Below are 14,966 nucleotides of genomic sequence, written 5' to 3' on the forward strand. Positions count from 1 at the left end.
ACTAGCCATCCGGAAAGAAAAACATTTTAAGCCCAGGCAAAGGCAAAACGCCTCTTGCACCGGCGCCGGGCATGTGATTAATCACGGCTTACACCACGGATGGCGAGTTGGCGGAGTGGTGACGCAGCGGATTGCAAATCCATCGCGACACGCTGAAATTATTACATTTTTCGACTAGACAAGTGCCAGACATACGGTGAACGAACCGTGAATGTTTAGACGCAAATAATCGCTTTCAAGTTTCTCGTTCGGCCCGCTCACCCGTGTTCGCATACGCCCCAAAAGCGGCAAAAATACTCTGGCGCGCGGCTGATTTGGCCTTTGGGAAATACTTCCGCAAAATCTGATATTGGGGGCTACAGCGCCTCGACTTTCCCTACTTTAACGGCTCCGCCTCGATACCAGTGCGATACCCGCCTCTGTCGAGGCTATGCGTAGCCCTCGTGATCAGCCATTCGCCGTCGACAAATGGCCGAAACCCGGTCGTCTGCAGCTTGGCCTCGGCCATGGCATCCGGATCACCCGGCATGGCGATCGATAGGGACTGCCCAGCGCGCTGCAGGCGCTGCAGCTCGGCCTCGGCCGACTTCTGTGCAGCAGCTTGGTTTGGAAACCGGCGTTTGATCCTCTGGGCAGGCTCGCCCTTGCCCGCGGTGCATTCCACCGGTTTGCCCTGACAGAGATCCTGATAGACTGCGACCACCGACCCGGCCTTCTCCCGGGTGCTGTTGCGGTAGCGCCAGCGGCTCACCTTCTTCGGCGTCAGGGCCAGCACCGGCATCGGCTTGCCAGAGGCGGTCAGGCTTTCGCCCCGCTTTGCCATGACCAGCCGACCGTTTCCCGGCTTGGCAATGGCGTCGTGATCCCGCGCCACACGGGACAGCAGGTTGATGTCGCTTTCGTCGATCTGGTCAATGTGCGGCAGTTCCACCCCGGTCAGACTTTCGGAGACCGCTTGCTCGAGGCTGTGCTCTCCGGCGATCTTGGCGACCATGGCGCCGATGGTGGTGCCGAGCGGCCAGCTGCGCTTTTTCTGATCGGTGAGCGCTGTCTTGCCGCCCGAGGTCTCGCCGTTCACCGAGGCCACGCCGGTGATCGTCATCTGGTCAGGCGGGCCTTCCACCTCGACACTGTCGGCTGTGAACAGCCCCATGTATTTCAGCTGCAGAGGATAGCCGAGCCACACGCGGATCTCGGCCCCGGCCCGTGGTTCAGCCAGTTTGCCGAACAGCGTGGTGTCGCTCAGCGTGATCTGCACCTGGTCGGACTGAACCCCAGCGGCATCTGTCAGCGTCAAGCTGACCAGCCGCGGCGCGAGCGTGCTGCTGATGTCCTTCCCGTCGACCACCACGCGGAAGAACGGCCGGAAATCCATCAATCCCATAGCCGCACCGCCTCCGCCTTCTTCGGCGCTTCGATCTCCGGCAGCTCGATCCGGGTGCCAATCGGCAGAACCGGCCCAAAGGCGGCAAGCCCCGGATTCGCCTGCAGCACAATCTCGAGCGCACCCGCGACCTGGTTGCCATAGTGGCGCCAGACGATTTCGTCGGCTGTCTCGCCCTCTTTAGAACGGTAGAAGACTGCGGAGCCCGCCATCATATCTCCTGATGCTGATTGTGAAGTCCTGGCGCAACGGCGCGCCCTGAGCGGCAAAGGTGCGCTGGCCCTCGCTGACGCCCTCGACCACCCACACGCCGAGCACCTGGCCCGTGCCCGCCACCAGCGGCAACGGAAATCCCAGCGATGCCGTCCGACGCATCTTGTCGACCTGGCCGAGGCCGCCGCGGAAATGCGGATAGATCACCCCTTGCAGAGTGATGGAGTCGGAGCCGAAGCCGGTAAATTGAAGGCAGTCCGCCGCGCCAATCCGCTCTTGCGCGGCCCAGCGGTATTCTGTCGATCGCTGCAGGTTCTGATACGCCGCATTGTCTATGCTGAACTGATAGCTGCCGAGCTGCAGCATTGTGCCTGCCATCATCCGCCCCCGTACTGGCCATAATCATGAGCCTGGTCATAGAGCGCGCCTGCCTGCGCTGCGCGGCCGCGGCGTTCCAGTTCCTCGGCAATCTGCGCGGCGCTCAGATGCTGCGCGTTGATCTGGGCATGGATAACCACCGGGGCAGGTTGCGGCCCCGGTGCCTGGGCTGGCATCGCGGCCGGTGCCATGCGTTCGGCGGCCAGCTGTACTTGCTGCACCACAGGCACCGCCGCAGTTTCGGCCTTGGCCATAGCACCGCGCAGGCCAACACCCAGCGCATCAAGCAGCGGAGCGGCGCGGTCGGACAGCCTCGCCAGCCGCTCGGTCGCATTGGCATGCGCTACATAGCCACCTTTCGAGGTCCAAATCGTTTCTGGCCCCTGCTCGCCCACTTCGCGGAAGCCGCGCCCGATCGTGCCGCCCAGATAGGAGCCAGAAATCCTTTTCGGTATAGCTCGTCCGCTGCGCGGATTGCTTGGGGGCGCGGATTGCTTCGCTGAAGCCACAGGTTGACCACTGGGCTGCCCCTGCTCTTCCCCATTCCACCAGCTGCGAAGGCCCGATCCGATACCCTGAATGCCGTCAACGGCCCCGGCGCCCTTGTCGCGCAACCAGGACAGCCCGTTTAGAACGGGCTCCAGCTTGGCCATCAACCAATCAAACTTCTCGCCGAGCCAGTCGACAACAGCACCCACTGCCTTCTCGACTTCATCCCACGCGGCCGAGATCCCGCCGGTCGAGCCAAGCGCCTCGATCACCGGGCCGATGGTGCCGTCATACGCGCTGCGTAGCGCTGTGCCGATCCCGGTCACCACGGTGTCGATTCCCGCCCGGGTCTGCTCCCACGCCGAGGTGATCATTTCGGTCACGCCCAGCTTGTCGGTGACAGGCTTGATGGCATTGGACCACACCGTCTGAAACACCCCGCCCAGCGCGTCCAGAGAATTCGACAGCACCGACTTTGCGCCATCCCAAGCGGTGCCAAGCCCCGCCGCGGCCCCGTCTAGATCGCCCCGCCACACACCACGGACAAAGTCGCCAAACCCGCCGAATGTCGCCTTGACGCCGTCCCAATGGCGTTCGAACCACGGGCTGACCTTTGCCCAAGCGCCGGTGATGTGGTCGGTGATCCCCAGCTTGTCGGTGATCGGCTTGATGCCTTTGTCCCACGCGAACCGGAACACGCCGCCTATGCCGTCGAGAATGGTGGAGAGAGAACCCTTGGCGCCCTGCCACGCGGACGACAGCCCGTCAGCCGCGGCATCCCAATCACCACGCCAAACGCCGCTGATAAAGCCGCCGATGCCCTTGAACGTCTGTTTGACATTCCCCCAGAGCTTGCCAAACCAAGGCCCGACCTTGTCCCAGTGCTTGTAGATCAAATATGCTGATCCCGCGATGGCCGCTACGGCAAGGCCGATAGGGTTCATCAGCAACGCGCGGCCGACTGCCAAAACGCCAATTTTCACCAAGGCAAGGCCGCCGGACAGGGTTCCCATGGCCCCGCCTGCTGCCGATGCCCATGGCACCAGTGCGGCCAAGGACACTCCCAGGCGCCCGACAGCGAAGCCAAAGCTCAGCACACTGCCGATAGTGCGCGCGGCAAACAGACCGCCGACCACCATGCCGAAGTTTTCCCACCCGCCAACCATGGCGGCGACCTTGGAAATCACCCCGCCAATCGCCGACGAAACCTTGCCCATGCCCTCGACCACCTGCCCGATCACCGGCACGGCGGCCTCGAGCTTGCGCGCAGCGGTGTCGGCAAACTTGGCCACGCCCTCGCGGTTCGACACCGCCCAGGCGCTGAAACTCTTCATCGATCGGGTGACCACCGGCATTAGCTCGGCGCCGATGGTGTTCTTCAACCCCTTGACGGTCAGCTGCGCGTCAAGCTGCGCATCGGCGAAGGCTTCGGCGTCCCGCGCCGCCTGTTCGCTCAGCACATAGCCGGTTTTTCGGGCATCCTCGCGCAGCTGCTGCAGCGCCTCGGACCCGCTACCCAGCATGTTGACCATGCCGATACCCGACCGGCTGAACAGCGCCGCCGCGATGGCCGCGCGCTCGGCCGGGCTTTCGATGCTTTTCAGCTTGTCGGCGATCTCGCCCATCGCCCGTTCCGGCCCCACCGCCATCAGGTCTTTTGCCGACAGGCCGATCTGGTCGAGCGCCTTCTTTGCGGCGCCCGTACCCTGGGCTGCCTCGCCCAGGCGCTTCTGCATCGCGGTCAGTGAGCTGTCGAATGTTTCGGTGGATACGCCGGATCGCTCGGCCGCATAGCGGAATTCCTGAAGCGCCTCGATGCCGATGCCGAGCTTGCCCGCGGTCTTTGCGACCTGGTCGCCATAAGAGGCGGTCGAGCTGGCCAGCGCGAAGACCCCCGCGCCTGCCGCCGCAAGCCCAGCCCCCACCTGGCGGCCGAGGCGTCCAATGTTGCTGGCCATCCGGCCGAAGGTTTCGCCGACACGGTTGCTGTCGCGCAGGGCGCGTTCCCAGCGCCGCTGCTTGCGCACCAGATCCTCGAGCGTGCGCTCGAGGTCTTCATATTCCCGGTCCAGCGCTTCGACAGACCGGCCCTGTTTAATCAAGTCAGCACGCTGGCGCGACAGCTCTTTCTGCCGCTTCTTCACATCCTTGATGCTGTCGCCAACGCTCTCGAATCCGGAACGGATCAGGCCGATGTTTTTCTTGAACGATTTTCCGAGAACGCCGCCAATCGTGATGGTGGCGTTAAGGCGTTGATTTGCCATCCAGTCCCCCAAGCCACCAGCGGAAGCGGCTGCCGCTCATTCCGGTGATTTCAGCACATGACCAGCCGGTGACGTGCGCCAGGGCGAGAACCCCGGCGCGCGCCGCTTCCGGCGTCAGCCATTCATAAAACCCAGCGCCTCCTGCAGGCGGGAATAGTCCTTCATCTTGGCCGACCGGATCGCCGCGGGATCCACACCGGCAAGGTTGGCGATCAGGATTACCTCGGACATTGCGGTATCGCTCTTGGCGGTCTTATCTGCAGCGAGCATGTCATCGACGCAGGGCTCGCGCAGGGTCAGCGATTTCTGCGGCATGCCATCCACAGTGATGCCTCGCAGCAGATCGACGGTCAGCTCGCCGTCAGCGCCTTCGGTGATGTAGTCCGGCAGTTTGTTGTCTTGGGTCATGAGGACTCCTTAGATGCCCAGGGCTGCGCGCTGCTCGGCCAGGCGGTCCACCCCGCCGACCATGCGCACCATATTGATGATGTCGATCTCGGTGATCACCTGCCCGCCGATGGTTTCCTTGAACGCCTCGAGCGTCATGTTCACGGTGAGCGTGGCAGACTGGCCCGGCGACCAGGTGCCCCGGTCGGGCTGGATGATCTTGCCGCGCATATTGTGGATCACCGGCGTCACGGTGCCGTCCTCGCTTTCCAGCGCGCCGCGGGCGGCAACCGGGATCAGCACGCCGGGGGCGATGCCCCAGAGCGCCAGCACGTCTGCGCTGTAGTTGCGCAGCACAAAGCTGGTTGTCATCTTCTCCATGCCCATATCGATGTCGGTCGGGCCGTCCATCCCGCCAGCGCGGTATTCCTCGGCCGCCACCGAGGGGCTGGCCGGGGTGTAGTCGCCCAGCTCGCCCGCGAAACCGCGGCCATCAACGAACAGATTGAAGTTCTTCAGGATGTTGCGAATAGCCATCAGCCCAACGCCTCCGAGATATATTCATTGGTAAGATGCGAGCGGAAGGTCACCCGCTCCGCCGGATAGGGCGGCGTGAAATCGAAGTTGAACCACACCTGCCCGTTCTGGATGCTGGCCGGGGTGTTCAGATCCGGATCGGCCCAGCACTCGCCGCCCAGCAGCGCCCCCTGGGCAATCAGCGTGGCGATGAAACCGTTAACGCCCTCGACCACATCGTCCATGTAGGTCTTGGTGATCGCCCGGTCTACGGCCCACATATGGGCGCGCTGGATGCTTTCGTTCAGCACATCCGCAGTACGGCGCACGCACAGGAACTGCCATTTCGGATCCGCAGTCGGTACCCGGTTGCCCCAGAGGCGGTAGCCGTCCTGGCGGATGATGGTGGCGACATCGTTTTCATTCAGCAGGTTAGCGCGGCTCGACGGATCGCCGAGCTTGAAATCAACCGGCCGGGACGTGCCGATGATGCCGAAAATCCCCTGGTTGGAAGGAGAAACCCAGAACCCGCGGTCATTGTCGGTGCGCGCGATCACACCCGCCACGCGGGCCGATGCCGGTTCGTCAACGACATCACCGGCGCTGTCGAGCACCTTGACCCAAGGGTCGACCACATAGATGCGGCCCGAGGTGCCCCAGTCGCCTGCATAGGTCTGCGCCGCGGCGTCGGTGGTGTTCGGCCCGTCCGCGATGATCACGGCGCCGATGCGGTCGGCGATGCCTTCCAGCTCGGCCACAACCGGGTTGGCCAGATAGGTGCCAGGGTTGCCGTCATCCTCCGGACGCTGATGGGTCCAGCCCGGCGCGCAGAGGATGCGCGGGGCATGACCGGCAACGCTCTCGGCGCCCAGCAGCGCATGCACGCCCTCAAACTGGCCGGTGCCGGAGTTCACACCGCCGATCACGTTGGCCAGCGTCGCGGCATCGTCGACGCCCTCATCAACGCGCACCACGATTACAACGGCCCCGATCTGGTCGAAGATTCCATCGAGCGCACCCGGCAGCGTGCCGCCACCGGTGCCATCTTCCGTGGTGTCCAGTTTCGACGCCTCGACGCGGCTGCCCGCCACCAGAACCGGAGTGTTCAAGGGGAAGGCGTCTGCATCTGCCTGCGGCGCCGTGCCGACAATGCCAATGACGCCAGTGGAAATGGTGCGGATCGGGCGCGGACCCGTGTCGATCTCGAGCACCTCGACCCCATGGAGAAAACCAGCCATTTCTTCCTCGCGTTTGCTGCATTCCCCGACACAATAAAACCGCCAGCGGCAGTGAGCCTCTGGCGGTTTTCCACCCGACAAAAAAGACGGCGGCTTATTTGGTCAGCGCTTCGGATACAGCAGTCGCGCGGTTCTCGATCTCGGCCATAACCTCGGCCTCCCCTTTGACCAGGAAGGGCAGTTTCACATCTCCGGCTTCCACCTTGGCCAAAAAGCTGCTGGCAACCGGCTCGAAAGCCGCCGCCGCCGCGCGCACCTCTTCCAGGGACTGGGCGCTGTGCAGGCCTTTGATCAGGGCTGCCAGGTGGTACAAGGCCAGCGCACTGCCATCGCTGGCGGTGCCCAAGAGGGACAAGGTGTCGCCCGCGCTGGCCGCGATCCCCTCGCGGATCAGCGCGCGGGTCTCTTCAGCAGAAACCGGGATGCGCTCCACTTTCCCTGCGTCGTACCCTTCACTGATGACCCCCTGCGCTTGGGAGCAAGCTTCAGCCAACGGCACGAAACCACTGACATCAAAAAGGTGGATGCCGTCATGCAAGATTTTCACGGTTTTGCCTCCCAAGCGTTTGTCACGAAATTGAGTTTGTGGTGGTAGTCGCCATTGTCGTTTAATCGAACCAAGCCGGGGAAGAACCCCCAGCCGATGACATCTGCTGGATACTTGGTTGTAAGAGCCTGCGGGCCGCAGACCAGAAGCGAACCGACATCGGGAATGTCAGCAGTACGGAAGTTCATCCGCGGATGGATATAGTGACCCGGTGAGTTAAGATGCCCATAGACACTCAACGGCGAATGCCAGACAGCCCAGTTATTCGAACCCCGTGTGAAGAGGGCGTGCTCGGTCAGGTGATCAAGGATCCCAGGCACTTCCTCTTTGACCCAGCACCCGAACATGCCAGTAAAGGGCACATTGGACTGGCTGAAAACCTGAATGTCCTCGGGCTCACCTCCGGCGGAAAAATCCCAGGAGAACCGCCAGAAGTTGAACGTGAAATTCCGAAAATTCGCCCCTCCGTGATAAGAGGTAGGGACCGATTGATAAAACTCTTCTTCCAGAGACCCCGGAACGATGGCAGTCGACTCTCCGTAGGTGCTGGAGCCTGCCAATGACCACGAGGTGAAGCCGTTATTTGCGGGGAGGAACCACCCGTCAGGGAGGCCATCTCCTGTGCTGTCGATACCCGCCTGGTTGGGCAGAAGACCCAACAGAGTTTGAAGGCCGGGTGCCGTTTGGCCCATATAGTCGTCGTGCCGAGCTTCCGCTGCGTCAGCTTTGTCCGAAAGGCTATCCTGCCGCTCGATCATTTCAGAAATGCTGTTTTCAAGCCCCATTGTTGCCTCCATAGCGAGCCGTGTGCTTCATTTCGTGGATTTCGTTTGCCAGCGCGGCCAACGCACGCTGGGTTTCTTTGCGCACCGCCTCCATGTGGCCGAACTCAAAGCTGCCCTCATGGTGGACCGGTGCGATGGGATAGCGGATCCGGGCGGTCTGCACGCCTTGGATTTCAGGCATGTGGACGTACACACCGGACCCGCGCATCAGCCGGGCTTGGCCGTCGCCGCACATCATCCAGGCCGCGGCATCGGTGTCCGCCGGGTCCAGCGGCGCTCCTGCGCCATCGAACAGGACTGACGGCGTCATGTACCAGCGTCCATTGCGGTGCGCGTTGGAAAAGGCCGTTGCCTGGGAATTGCCGTTCCCTGTCGGCCATCCGCCCTCGGCAATGCTGTAGGGGTTCCAGGAGGCCAGCGGGCTGGCCACGATCAGCTCCATCGGGATCGCCCAGGAAATGCGGTGTCCGCCCCCCATGCCGGGTATAGACGTCACCTCCTGGCGGGTGGTTGCGGCCCGGAACAGGAAGGGGTCATTGTAGCCGAAACGATAGTTCCGGCGCCCGGCCGCTCCGGCATGCTCATAGCTGTAGAACCGGGCGTAGCAGGCCGAGTTCATCAGGTCGGATGTCTTGAAGTTCATCAGACGCTGGACGAACTCTGCTCCGCTGTCACTGGTGTCGGTGTAGTCTTCATTGATCACTGCACCCAGCCCGTCCAGGCCCGGCACCTTGCTCATGATTTCATCCAGCAGGCCGGGATTTGAGCGGCGGGCGATGCTGTCATCGCCGATCGCGTAATTGACCCGGTAGCGCCCCAGGCGGTTGGCATCCATTTGCGCATCGGAGTTTCCGGTCGCCTGGCGTGTCACCGGATCATCAACCTGGCTGGTCATCAAATGCGCAGGATATTCGCCGTAGTTGCCCAGGCGAACAGCGCTGACACGGTAGCGCAGCACCGCGAACTGGGGAGCGCCGTCCGGCCGCATGACCCGCACAACTGTCGGCTTGAAGTCGTCGTTTTCAAAACGGGGCTTCAACCCCGAAGCCATCAGCGCGATGTAGTCATCGTTCATGTGCTTGTGGCCGAGGTTCGAAAGCTGGTGGCGGAAGCTCGGGAAGGTATCGACCAGCTGGTCGCCGTCCAGGTTCTCCAGCCAGACTTCCAGCACCGACAGATAAGTGTCGAAATACGGGCGGTAATCGCGTATGCCAGTATCCTTGGCGCCGAAAGCCCGAAGGTATTCGCGCATTTCCGTGATCTGGTCCTCGGGCGCCGCCTGCGCCGCAACAGACGGCGGCACAGGCGGCGGCACTGCATCTTCCACCGCCAGATAGGCATCCCCGATGCTGTGTATGATCTTGTAGTCGATGTGGCGCGTATTGACCTCGTGCCCGTTCACGATGGCCGTGATTTCGGGCATGCCGCACATCAGCGGATAGTTCGGATGGTTGTGGACGCCGAAAGAGGCGAAGGCCGCAACGCTGGGCCGATGATAAGCAGCATCGCCGCCATAGGCATAGTGCCGTCCCATGCGGATGCCGGATTGCCCGTAGCCGCGGCGGATCTGCGCCAGCAGCTCGAACTGCTCCATGGAGCTGTACATGTGCTCCTTCAGATTGCGGGTTAGCGCAAAATTGAAGTTGTTACCGGGCAGATGCTGGCCTGACATGTCGTCCAGAACATCATAGGTCACCGGGTCGGCATCCAGCACCTGGATTTCAACCGCCCCTTCCGGCAGGACGCCCAGAGCCACATGCAGCTCGATAGTGGTCTTGGCTCCTTCTGACACCGCGGTGAAGGACCGCTCTGTGCTGGACAGGATGAACAATGGGACATCCTGCCCGTTCACCTCGATAAAGAACGCCGCTTCCCAGGCGATATAATTGGAGGTGCCTTCCACTGTTGCGGCCACGCGCCAGACGCCGCCGCCTTCATAGTCGCTGCGATGGATATTCGCGCGGTCCTGTTCAGCCGCCAGAGCGGTTTCGTCGCCGGTCGGCACGTAGGAACCGGTGCCGATGGCGATCTTGGTGACGGGCAGGGTTTGCCCGTTCGCATGTGCTTCGGCCACTGCGTCGCGGCCGACAGTCGTCAAGACCGGGTGAAACTCAGGTACGGTCATTGGACCTCCAAACGTGCATAGGTGAAATGGCGCGCACGGGGTGCCGCACTGTCAACGGTTGCCAGGCGGCTGATACGATCAATGCGGCCGATACTCAGCCGGGCGCTGGAATAGGAGCGGCTGCGGGCGGACGAACCCGATTTGAGCTGAGCCGGGAAATCCAGCAGAAAGGCCAGATCGACATGGGCCCGGGCCGGTTTGACACTCTCCAGGACCCGGCGCACCTGGGCGCGCAGTTCCAGGCTGAGCCAGGGTCGGCTGGGATCGCCGATCAGATCCACGGTGGGCTGGACTGTCGCCCGGAAGGTATAGGGCCTGCCCGCATACTCGAACCATTCTTCGAGGCCGACTTCCACGCCCAAGGCCGCCAGTGCTCGCACCAAACCCGCCTTGGTGCCTTTCTCCCGGTGCAAGGCAAAGGCCTCACGCACAGCGGCCCGGCGGTTTTCTTCCGGCCAGTTCGGATCCCAGACATCGACCGAAAAAGCGTAGGCGAGCCACGGCAGCAACTCGGCCGGGCATCTATGCGGATCCCAGAGCGCGCGAAACTGCTCCTGCGGCAACATGGCCGGGCCAGTGACAGCTTCAATTGAACGTTCCTGCGGTGTTGCATTGTGAGGCAGCAGACTCTCAGACACCGGTGCCTCCCACAGACAGAGAAATTCCGGTGCAGAAGGCCGCCTGCCCGTAATTGGTCACGATGTCGGCGGTTGGACTGGCCAATACCACATTCTGAACGCCCGGCTGGTGCAGGGCAGCATAGAGCCCGGAAAGCGTCACATCTCTGCCAAGCCGGTGCTGTTCAGCTGCATAGGCCGTGGCGGCATTTTCTGCGGCCCGCCGCACGACCGCACTGTCGGGCCCTGGCAGCACGGTCAGGGCCGCCTCGATCGCATAAGTCAGGATCGCCGCGCCTTGCACGGTCACCCGGTCTGTCAGCGGCCGCACATCGTCGGCATTCAGCACATCGTCGACTGCCGCCAGCAGAGCAGCGCTGGCAGAGCCATCCCCGGTGCGGGACAGGACAGTCACCAGCACCTCGCCAGGAGCCGGGCTTCGAACACTGGCATCCGCGACATCCGCATCTGCGCCGAGCGCATGGAAGATATAGGCACCCACCGGTCCCGCTGTGCTCAACCCTTCGTATGCCAGCAGCATTCGGCGGCGGAAGTCATCGTCGCTTTCCAGTACAGGCGCTTTAGGCGGCAAAGCACTCAGGTCGCCCGGGTCAATGACCAGACGTTCCACACCATAGCGCGCGGCAATGTTGTCCAGGTCCGCTCCAAGGGCATAGGCGGGCATCACCGCGCGAGCCGCATCGTTGACTTGCTGCAATGCCAGGGTCCGGTAATAGGCTGCGACCTCGAGAATCTTGAAAGCTGGATCACTTTCGACCAGAGCATCAAAGGCCGGATCACGCGCCCGCAGCTCGGCCAGCATAGCGGCAAGGGTCGCCTCGTAATCTACGGCCTGAAGCACATCAGGCGCAGGCAGCAGAGAAAGATCAATTGCTGAAAACCCGCCCGCCATTAGCGCACCTCGATCCCATCAAGCGTGACCGGCTCACCGGTCGGCCGGTACTGCCCCTCGAGCGAGATCACGATGCCCCCCGGTTCGGGCATTTCTATTGAAACCTGCTCGACCTGCAGCCGCGGCTCCCAGGTCTCGAGCGCCTCATAGGTGGCCGCCATCATGTCGAGGCGGGTCGCGTCGTTCATCGGCGCATCCACCAGCCGGTAAAGGCGGCTGCCATAGTCCCGGCGCATGACGCGGGTGCCGATGGGGGTGGTCAGGATATCCCGCACCGACTGCCGCAGATGCGCCAGGCCGGAGAGTTCTTTTCCTGTGGATGCGTCGATGCCAATCATGCCGCGATCATGGCCGGGCAGGATAACTCCTGCCCTCTGGCGGATTTCCCTACATAAAGTACGCCGACAGGTTGCTGAGGGCGCGAGACTACACTACTCGCGAATTAGCTGGCAAAGAATGTCGGTCATTTAGTATCTTGTGTACGGGGATAGAAATGGCAATTAGGGGTCGCTTCAGAACGTTTGATTTTTGGGATGGAGCCGTTTTTGGATCATTCTGTGTAAGCGAGCTCGCGCTTCTGCTAGCTTGGCTTTTTTCAGAGAGTTCGCCAGAGTCACAATCGACACTAGCAACTTTGGCAGCGATACCCTTCGCATTCTTGGCGGCACTCGTTGTTCTTTGGACCACTCGGTATCAACTCAGCCACGTTCGACGGCAAGACCTTGCTTCTGCGCGAGTAGTTCTACCTCTGGCGCTGACAAGGATGATCGACATCGCTGATAATGCCATTCTTCTCGCCTCTGGCGAACACTCCAGACCGCCGACCAGTCTTGAGGAAGCGCGCGAGATGCTTCGGTTAGACGATGAGATCATTCAAATTATCCGAGACAACGTTCGTGCAGCTGACCCTGTTACACGTCGATGGTTGACAGTAATGATCGCCCGCTACCAAGTCTACTTTTCCCGCATCAATGACTGGTGGAACGCTACCCCGCCTATGACAAATCCTATTGGGCAAACCCAGTTCAATCCAAACAGGGAAGATGCCCTACTGGATTGGGCGACCTTTCACGCCCTGGTAGGTCATCATTATGAATACGCACGATCAGCGATCGACCAGGTTCCCACTCGGATGGATCCTTCGAGAATTCGCTCGGCGTTCTTCCACAACATCTTTCACATCGACTTTACTACAGGATTTGAGAAAAGGATCGAGTACAGACTGGCACGGATCAAAGATGGTCGCGTCGAACATTTTGAGTTCAAGCTAAACCTTTAATGCTTCACCCAATTTGCGCTTTTGGGACATGCTTGGAAGCACAGAAAGAACATTAACTCTGCGCGATTACATTACCAGAGCCGCTGGAAGGGTGGCCGCAGCTCGCGGGGTCGCCCTGCCTGCAAATGCCGATGCCCTCGGCGAACACCGTGCTGCTGGCGCCCGCCATGACCGGTGCTGCATGCGGGGGAATTCCATGACCAGCCACCGCACAGCCCAGCACGGCGACGTTGGTGCCGTTCACAAAGACGCTCGGCGCCAGCACGCCGATCAGCGTGCCGCCCGCGGCATCCTGAGATATGCGCGAAACACCCGGCATCAGTTCAAATCAATCCGAGCGCCGTTGAGCCTGATACCACCAGCGTCGATTGTGATGGCTGAACCGTTTGACGAAATCACGATTGCACCATCTTTCACGCTTATCGACGAAGCCCCCAGCTGCAGCAGGTGTTGCGCCCCATCACCGGATGGCGCTGCGTTGCTGGCACTGAACACCGAACCGACAATCACGCCCTGCGCGGTATCGCCGGATTCTGACAGAACCACCACCTGCTCGCCAATGGCCACCGGCGCCCAGACTTTGATAGTAGCCGCGCGCTCTGCCAGCCAGGGCAGCCAGTTGCTCTCGCTTTCACCGCCAAAGCTCACCTTCGCGCGGGCGACGCCTGCATCCACGGCCGTCACCAAGCCAAAGCGCACGATGCCCTCACGTGCCTGCTCATTGCGCGCCGCTCCATAGCTCATGCGCCACTCCCATCAATCTCGGTGTAGTCAGGTTCCTGCCCCGGCCCGATGTCAGGCGAGTAGCCAATCATCACCTGTTCCGGCGTGACGCCTTCACCGGTCCAGACGCTCTGCCCCAGATCAATCTGCTGGTCCCACTCGACCGCCCAGACCTCGAATTTGTCCAACTCCGGGTCAAAGGCATCCGGACCGATATAGGTTACCTGCGCCGGGCTCACGCGCTGCCCCCAGCGGTTTTGCTGCACCAGCACCCCCAGCGCTCCGGCCAGCTTGCGGATCTCTCGCTGCACGTTTTCGGCGCGGAAGCTCAACACCACCCGCACCACCCATTTCGACACCACAGCCAGCTGTTCGGTGCCCGGATCGCTGTCCAGGTCGGCTTCCATGTCGGCAAGCTCGATCAGCACCGCGGGCACCTGCAGGGATTTCCGCGGAGCCCCGTAATCCTCGACGGCTGCCAGCGCCGGAAACTGTTCGCTGATCCTGGCTTTGATCGCGTCATGCAGCTGATCCAGATCGAGATTGCCGACCATAGCTTACCCTCTCCCCACGCCGTAGATCGTGAGGGCGCGCACCTCGGCCCGGAAGTTCTTGAAAAACAACTCTTCGATCTCGTCGAACACCTCATCCTCGATGAAGATCTGCGCTTTGTCCTCGATCGGCATGCGTTCCTCTTTGATGGGATAGGCCCGCTGCGTCGCCCGGCGCATCACAGTCGGCCGACCCTTGGAGTTCCGGCCGACAAATGCCCCCGGGAAGTCTTGCCCGCTATACCGGGCGCCGCCGCCAGTGCGCATGGCTCGGCCCTTGAAGGCAGACACGCGCATGTCATTGAGACCGAACCACATGCGCACCTCGCCCAGGCTCTTGCCGCGGCTGAACCGGAACCCCTGCAGGCGCTTGCGCAGCTCTGCCGCCGTGCGCAGCTGCAGCTCAGTGCGCAGCCCTTTGCGGGCGCGGGTCTTCATGGTTTGTGCGGTGCGGCGCAACGCCCGGGAATAGGCAAACCGCAGATCTTTTTCGCTCGCCTCGAACTCATCGGCGATGCGTTTCAATTCCCTCGCATCGAAATCAAAGGCGAGCATGG

At 62.0% G+C, this 14,966-nt stretch carries 18 protein-coding genes; 1 reads left to right on the forward strand and 17 read right to left on the reverse strand.

Features of this window, described 5'->3' with window-relative positions; translation table 11 throughout:
- Positions 1 to 376: 376 nt before the first annotated feature.
- The 13 genes from ACFMBG_RS06950 to ACFMBG_RS07010 all read right to left on the reverse strand — a co-directional run bounded on the left by ACFMBG_RS06950 (position 377) and on the right by ACFMBG_RS07010 (position 12,194).
- Positions 377 to 1,384: a phage late control D family protein gene (locus ACFMBG_RS06950; RefSeq protein WP_421053976.1), complete on the reverse strand. Its 1,008-nt coding sequence runs from the start codon at positions 1,382 to 1,384 to the stop codon at positions 377 to 379.
- Positions 1,375 to 1,596: a tail protein X gene (locus tag ACFMBG_RS06955; RefSeq protein WP_421053977.1), complete on the reverse strand. Its 222-nt coding sequence runs from the start codon at positions 1,594 to 1,596 to the stop codon at positions 1,375 to 1,377. The genes ACFMBG_RS06950 and ACFMBG_RS06955 overlap by 10 nt, the downstream gene beginning before the upstream one ends.
- The gene (locus ACFMBG_RS06960; protein ID WP_421053978.1) at positions 1,565 to 1,975 is read right to left on the reverse strand and encodes a phage tail protein; all 411 of its coding nucleotides are present in this window, start codon (positions 1,973 to 1,975) and stop codon (positions 1,565 to 1,567) included. The genes ACFMBG_RS06955 and ACFMBG_RS06960 overlap by 32 nt, the downstream gene beginning before the upstream one ends.
- Positions 1,975 to 4,728 (reverse strand): phage tail tape measure protein, encoded by a 2,754-nt coding sequence (locus tag ACFMBG_RS06965; protein ID WP_421053979.1) that lies wholly within the window; start codon positions 4,726 to 4,728, stop codon positions 1,975 to 1,977. The genes ACFMBG_RS06960 and ACFMBG_RS06965 overlap by 1 nt, the downstream gene beginning before the upstream one ends.
- A 114-nt stretch (positions 4,729 to 4,842) precedes the next feature.
- Positions 4,843 to 5,136: a phage tail assembly protein gene (locus ACFMBG_RS06970; protein WP_421053980.1), complete on the reverse strand. Its 294-nt coding sequence runs from the start codon at positions 5,134 to 5,136 to the stop codon at positions 4,843 to 4,845.
- Between the two features lie 9 nt (positions 5,137 to 5,145).
- The gene (locus tag ACFMBG_RS06975) at positions 5,146 to 5,652 is read right to left on the reverse strand and encodes a phage major tail tube protein (protein WP_421053981.1); all 507 of its coding nucleotides are present in this window, start codon (positions 5,650 to 5,652) and stop codon (positions 5,146 to 5,148) included.
- Positions 5,652 to 6,869, reverse strand: a complete 1,218-nt coding sequence (locus tag ACFMBG_RS06980) for a phage tail sheath C-terminal domain-containing protein (protein ID WP_421053982.1) — start codon at positions 6,867 to 6,869, stop codon at positions 5,652 to 5,654. The genes ACFMBG_RS06975 and ACFMBG_RS06980 overlap by 1 nt, the downstream gene beginning before the upstream one ends.
- Before the next feature lie 94 nt (positions 6,870 to 6,963).
- On the reverse strand, positions 6,964 to 7,416 hold the full coding sequence (locus ACFMBG_RS06985; RefSeq protein WP_421053983.1) for a hypothetical protein: 453 nt from the start codon (positions 7,414 to 7,416) through the stop codon (positions 6,964 to 6,966).
- The gene (locus tag ACFMBG_RS06990; protein ID WP_421053984.1) at positions 7,413 to 8,201 is read right to left on the reverse strand and encodes a hypothetical protein; all 789 of its coding nucleotides are present in this window, start codon (positions 8,199 to 8,201) and stop codon (positions 7,413 to 7,415) included. The genes ACFMBG_RS06985 and ACFMBG_RS06990 overlap by 4 nt, the downstream gene beginning before the upstream one ends.
- Complete coding sequence (locus tag ACFMBG_RS06995; RefSeq protein ID WP_421053985.1) at positions 8,191 to 10,326, reverse strand: phage tail-collar fiber domain-containing protein; 2,136 nt, start codon at positions 10,324 to 10,326, stop codon at positions 8,191 to 8,193. Before ACFMBG_RS06995 ends, ACFMBG_RS06990 begins: the two co-directional genes overlap by 11 nt.
- Complete coding sequence (locus ACFMBG_RS07000) at positions 10,323 to 10,964, reverse strand: phage tail protein I (RefSeq protein WP_421053986.1); 642 nt, start codon at positions 10,962 to 10,964, stop codon at positions 10,323 to 10,325. Before ACFMBG_RS07000 ends, ACFMBG_RS06995 begins: the two co-directional genes overlap by 4 nt.
- The gene (locus tag ACFMBG_RS07005; RefSeq protein ID WP_421053987.1) at positions 10,957 to 11,856 is read right to left on the reverse strand and encodes a baseplate assembly protein; all 900 of its coding nucleotides are present in this window, start codon (positions 11,854 to 11,856) and stop codon (positions 10,957 to 10,959) included. Before ACFMBG_RS07005 ends, ACFMBG_RS07000 begins: the two co-directional genes overlap by 8 nt.
- Complete coding sequence (locus tag ACFMBG_RS07010; protein ID WP_421053988.1) at positions 11,856 to 12,194, reverse strand: GPW/gp25 family protein; 339 nt, start codon at positions 12,192 to 12,194, stop codon at positions 11,856 to 11,858. Before ACFMBG_RS07010 ends, ACFMBG_RS07005 begins: the two co-directional genes overlap by 1 nt.
- Before the next feature lie 425 nt (positions 12,195 to 12,619).
- Between ACFMBG_RS07010 and ACFMBG_RS07015 the strand changes: the two genes are divergently transcribed.
- Positions 12,620 to 13,135 (forward strand): hypothetical protein, encoded by a 516-nt coding sequence (locus tag ACFMBG_RS07015; protein ID WP_421053989.1) that lies wholly within the window; start codon positions 12,620 to 12,622, stop codon positions 13,133 to 13,135.
- A gap of 52 nt (positions 13,136 to 13,187) precedes the next feature.
- On the opposite strand, the gene ACFMBG_RS07020 is transcribed toward ACFMBG_RS07015, so the two are convergent.
- Genes ACFMBG_RS07020 through ACFMBG_RS07035 form a run of 4 tightly spaced genes read right to left on the reverse strand, consistent with a single transcriptional unit; the run spans position 13,188 to position 14,964 of the window.
- A complete protein-coding gene (locus tag ACFMBG_RS07020) occupies positions 13,188 to 13,454 on the reverse strand; it encodes a PAAR domain-containing protein (protein WP_421053990.1) in 267 nt (88 codons plus the stop codon).
- A complete protein-coding gene (locus ACFMBG_RS07025) occupies positions 13,454 to 13,879 on the reverse strand; it encodes a phage baseplate assembly protein V (protein ID WP_421053991.1) in 426 nt (141 codons plus the stop codon). The genes ACFMBG_RS07020 and ACFMBG_RS07025 overlap by 1 nt, the downstream gene beginning before the upstream one ends.
- Complete coding sequence (locus ACFMBG_RS07030) at positions 13,876 to 14,412, reverse strand: hypothetical protein (RefSeq protein WP_421053992.1); 537 nt, start codon at positions 14,410 to 14,412, stop codon at positions 13,876 to 13,878. Before ACFMBG_RS07030 ends, ACFMBG_RS07025 begins: the two co-directional genes overlap by 4 nt.
- A gap of 3 nt (positions 14,413 to 14,415) precedes the next feature.
- Positions 14,416 to 14,964 carry a phage tail protein gene (locus ACFMBG_RS07035; protein WP_421053993.1) on the reverse strand — a complete coding sequence of 183 codons (549 nt, stop codon included), beginning with the start codon at positions 14,962 to 14,964 and terminating at the stop codon, positions 14,416 to 14,418.
- Between the last annotated feature and the right edge of the window lie 2 nt (positions 14,965 to 14,966).

Origin of the sequence: Leisingera coralii, from assembly GCF_049056525.1 — a bacterium.
Taxonomy (GTDB): domain Bacteria; phylum Pseudomonadota; class Alphaproteobacteria; order Rhodobacterales; family Rhodobacteraceae; genus Leisingera; species Leisingera coralii.

What these genes read in the sequence shown, in the direction of transcription:
- ACFMBG_RS06950 (WP_421053976.1), bottom strand. Translation starts at nt 1,384, where the DNA reads ATGGGATTGATGGATTTCCGGCCGTTCTTCCGCGTGGTGGTCGACGGG.
- ACFMBG_RS06955 (WP_421053977.1), bottom strand. Translation starts at nt 1,596, where the DNA reads ATGGCGGGCTCCGCAGTCTTCTACCGTTCTAAAGAGGGCGAGACAGCC.
- ACFMBG_RS06960 (WP_421053978.1), bottom strand. Translation starts at nt 1,975, where the DNA reads ATGGCAGGCACAATGCTGCAGCTCGGCAGCTATCAGTTCAGCATAGAC.
- ACFMBG_RS06965 (WP_421053979.1), bottom strand. Translation starts at nt 4,728, where the DNA reads ATGGCAAATCAACGCCTTAACGCCACCATCACGATTGGCGGCGTTCTC.
- ACFMBG_RS06970 (WP_421053980.1), bottom strand. Translation starts at nt 5,136, where the DNA reads ATGACCCAAGACAACAAACTGCCGGACTACATCACCGAAGGCGCTGAC.
- ACFMBG_RS06975 (WP_421053981.1), bottom strand. Translation starts at nt 5,652, where the DNA reads ATGGCTATTCGCAACATCCTGAAGAACTTCAATCTGTTCGTTGATGGC.
- ACFMBG_RS06980 (WP_421053982.1), bottom strand. Translation starts at nt 6,869, where the DNA reads ATGGCTGGTTTTCTCCATGGGGTCGAGGTGCTCGAGATCGACACGGGT.
- ACFMBG_RS06990 (WP_421053984.1), bottom strand. Translation starts at nt 8,201, where the DNA reads ATGGGGCTTGAAAACAGCATTTCTGAAATGATCGAGCGGCAGGATAGC.
- ACFMBG_RS06995 (WP_421053985.1), bottom strand. Translation starts at nt 10,326, where the DNA reads ATGACCGTACCTGAGTTTCACCCGGTCTTGACGACTGTCGGCCGCGAC.
- ACFMBG_RS07005 (WP_421053987.1), bottom strand. Translation starts at nt 11,856, where the DNA reads ATGGCGGGCGGGTTTTCAGCAATTGATCTTTCTCTGCTGCCTGCGCCT.
- ACFMBG_RS07010 (WP_421053988.1), bottom strand. Translation starts at nt 12,194, where the DNA reads ATGATTGGCATCGACGCATCCACAGGAAAAGAACTCTCCGGCCTGGCG.
- ACFMBG_RS07015 (WP_421053989.1), top strand. Translation starts at nt 12,620, where the DNA reads ATGATCGACATCGCTGATAATGCCATTCTTCTCGCCTCTGGCGAACAC.
- ACFMBG_RS07020 (WP_421053990.1), bottom strand. Translation starts at nt 13,454, where the DNA reads ATGCCGGGTGTTTCGCGCATATCTCAGGATGCCGCGGGCGGCACGCTG.
- ACFMBG_RS07025 (WP_421053991.1), bottom strand. Translation starts at nt 13,879, where the DNA reads ATGAGCTATGGAGCGGCGCGCAATGAGCAGGCACGTGAGGGCATCGTG.
- ACFMBG_RS07030 (WP_421053992.1), bottom strand. Translation starts at nt 14,412, where the DNA reads ATGGTCGGCAATCTCGATCTGGATCAGCTGCATGACGCGATCAAAGCC.
- ACFMBG_RS07035 (WP_421053993.1), bottom strand. Translation starts at nt 14,964, where the DNA reads ATGCTCGCCTTTGATTTCGATGCGAGGGAATTGAAACGCATCGCCGAT.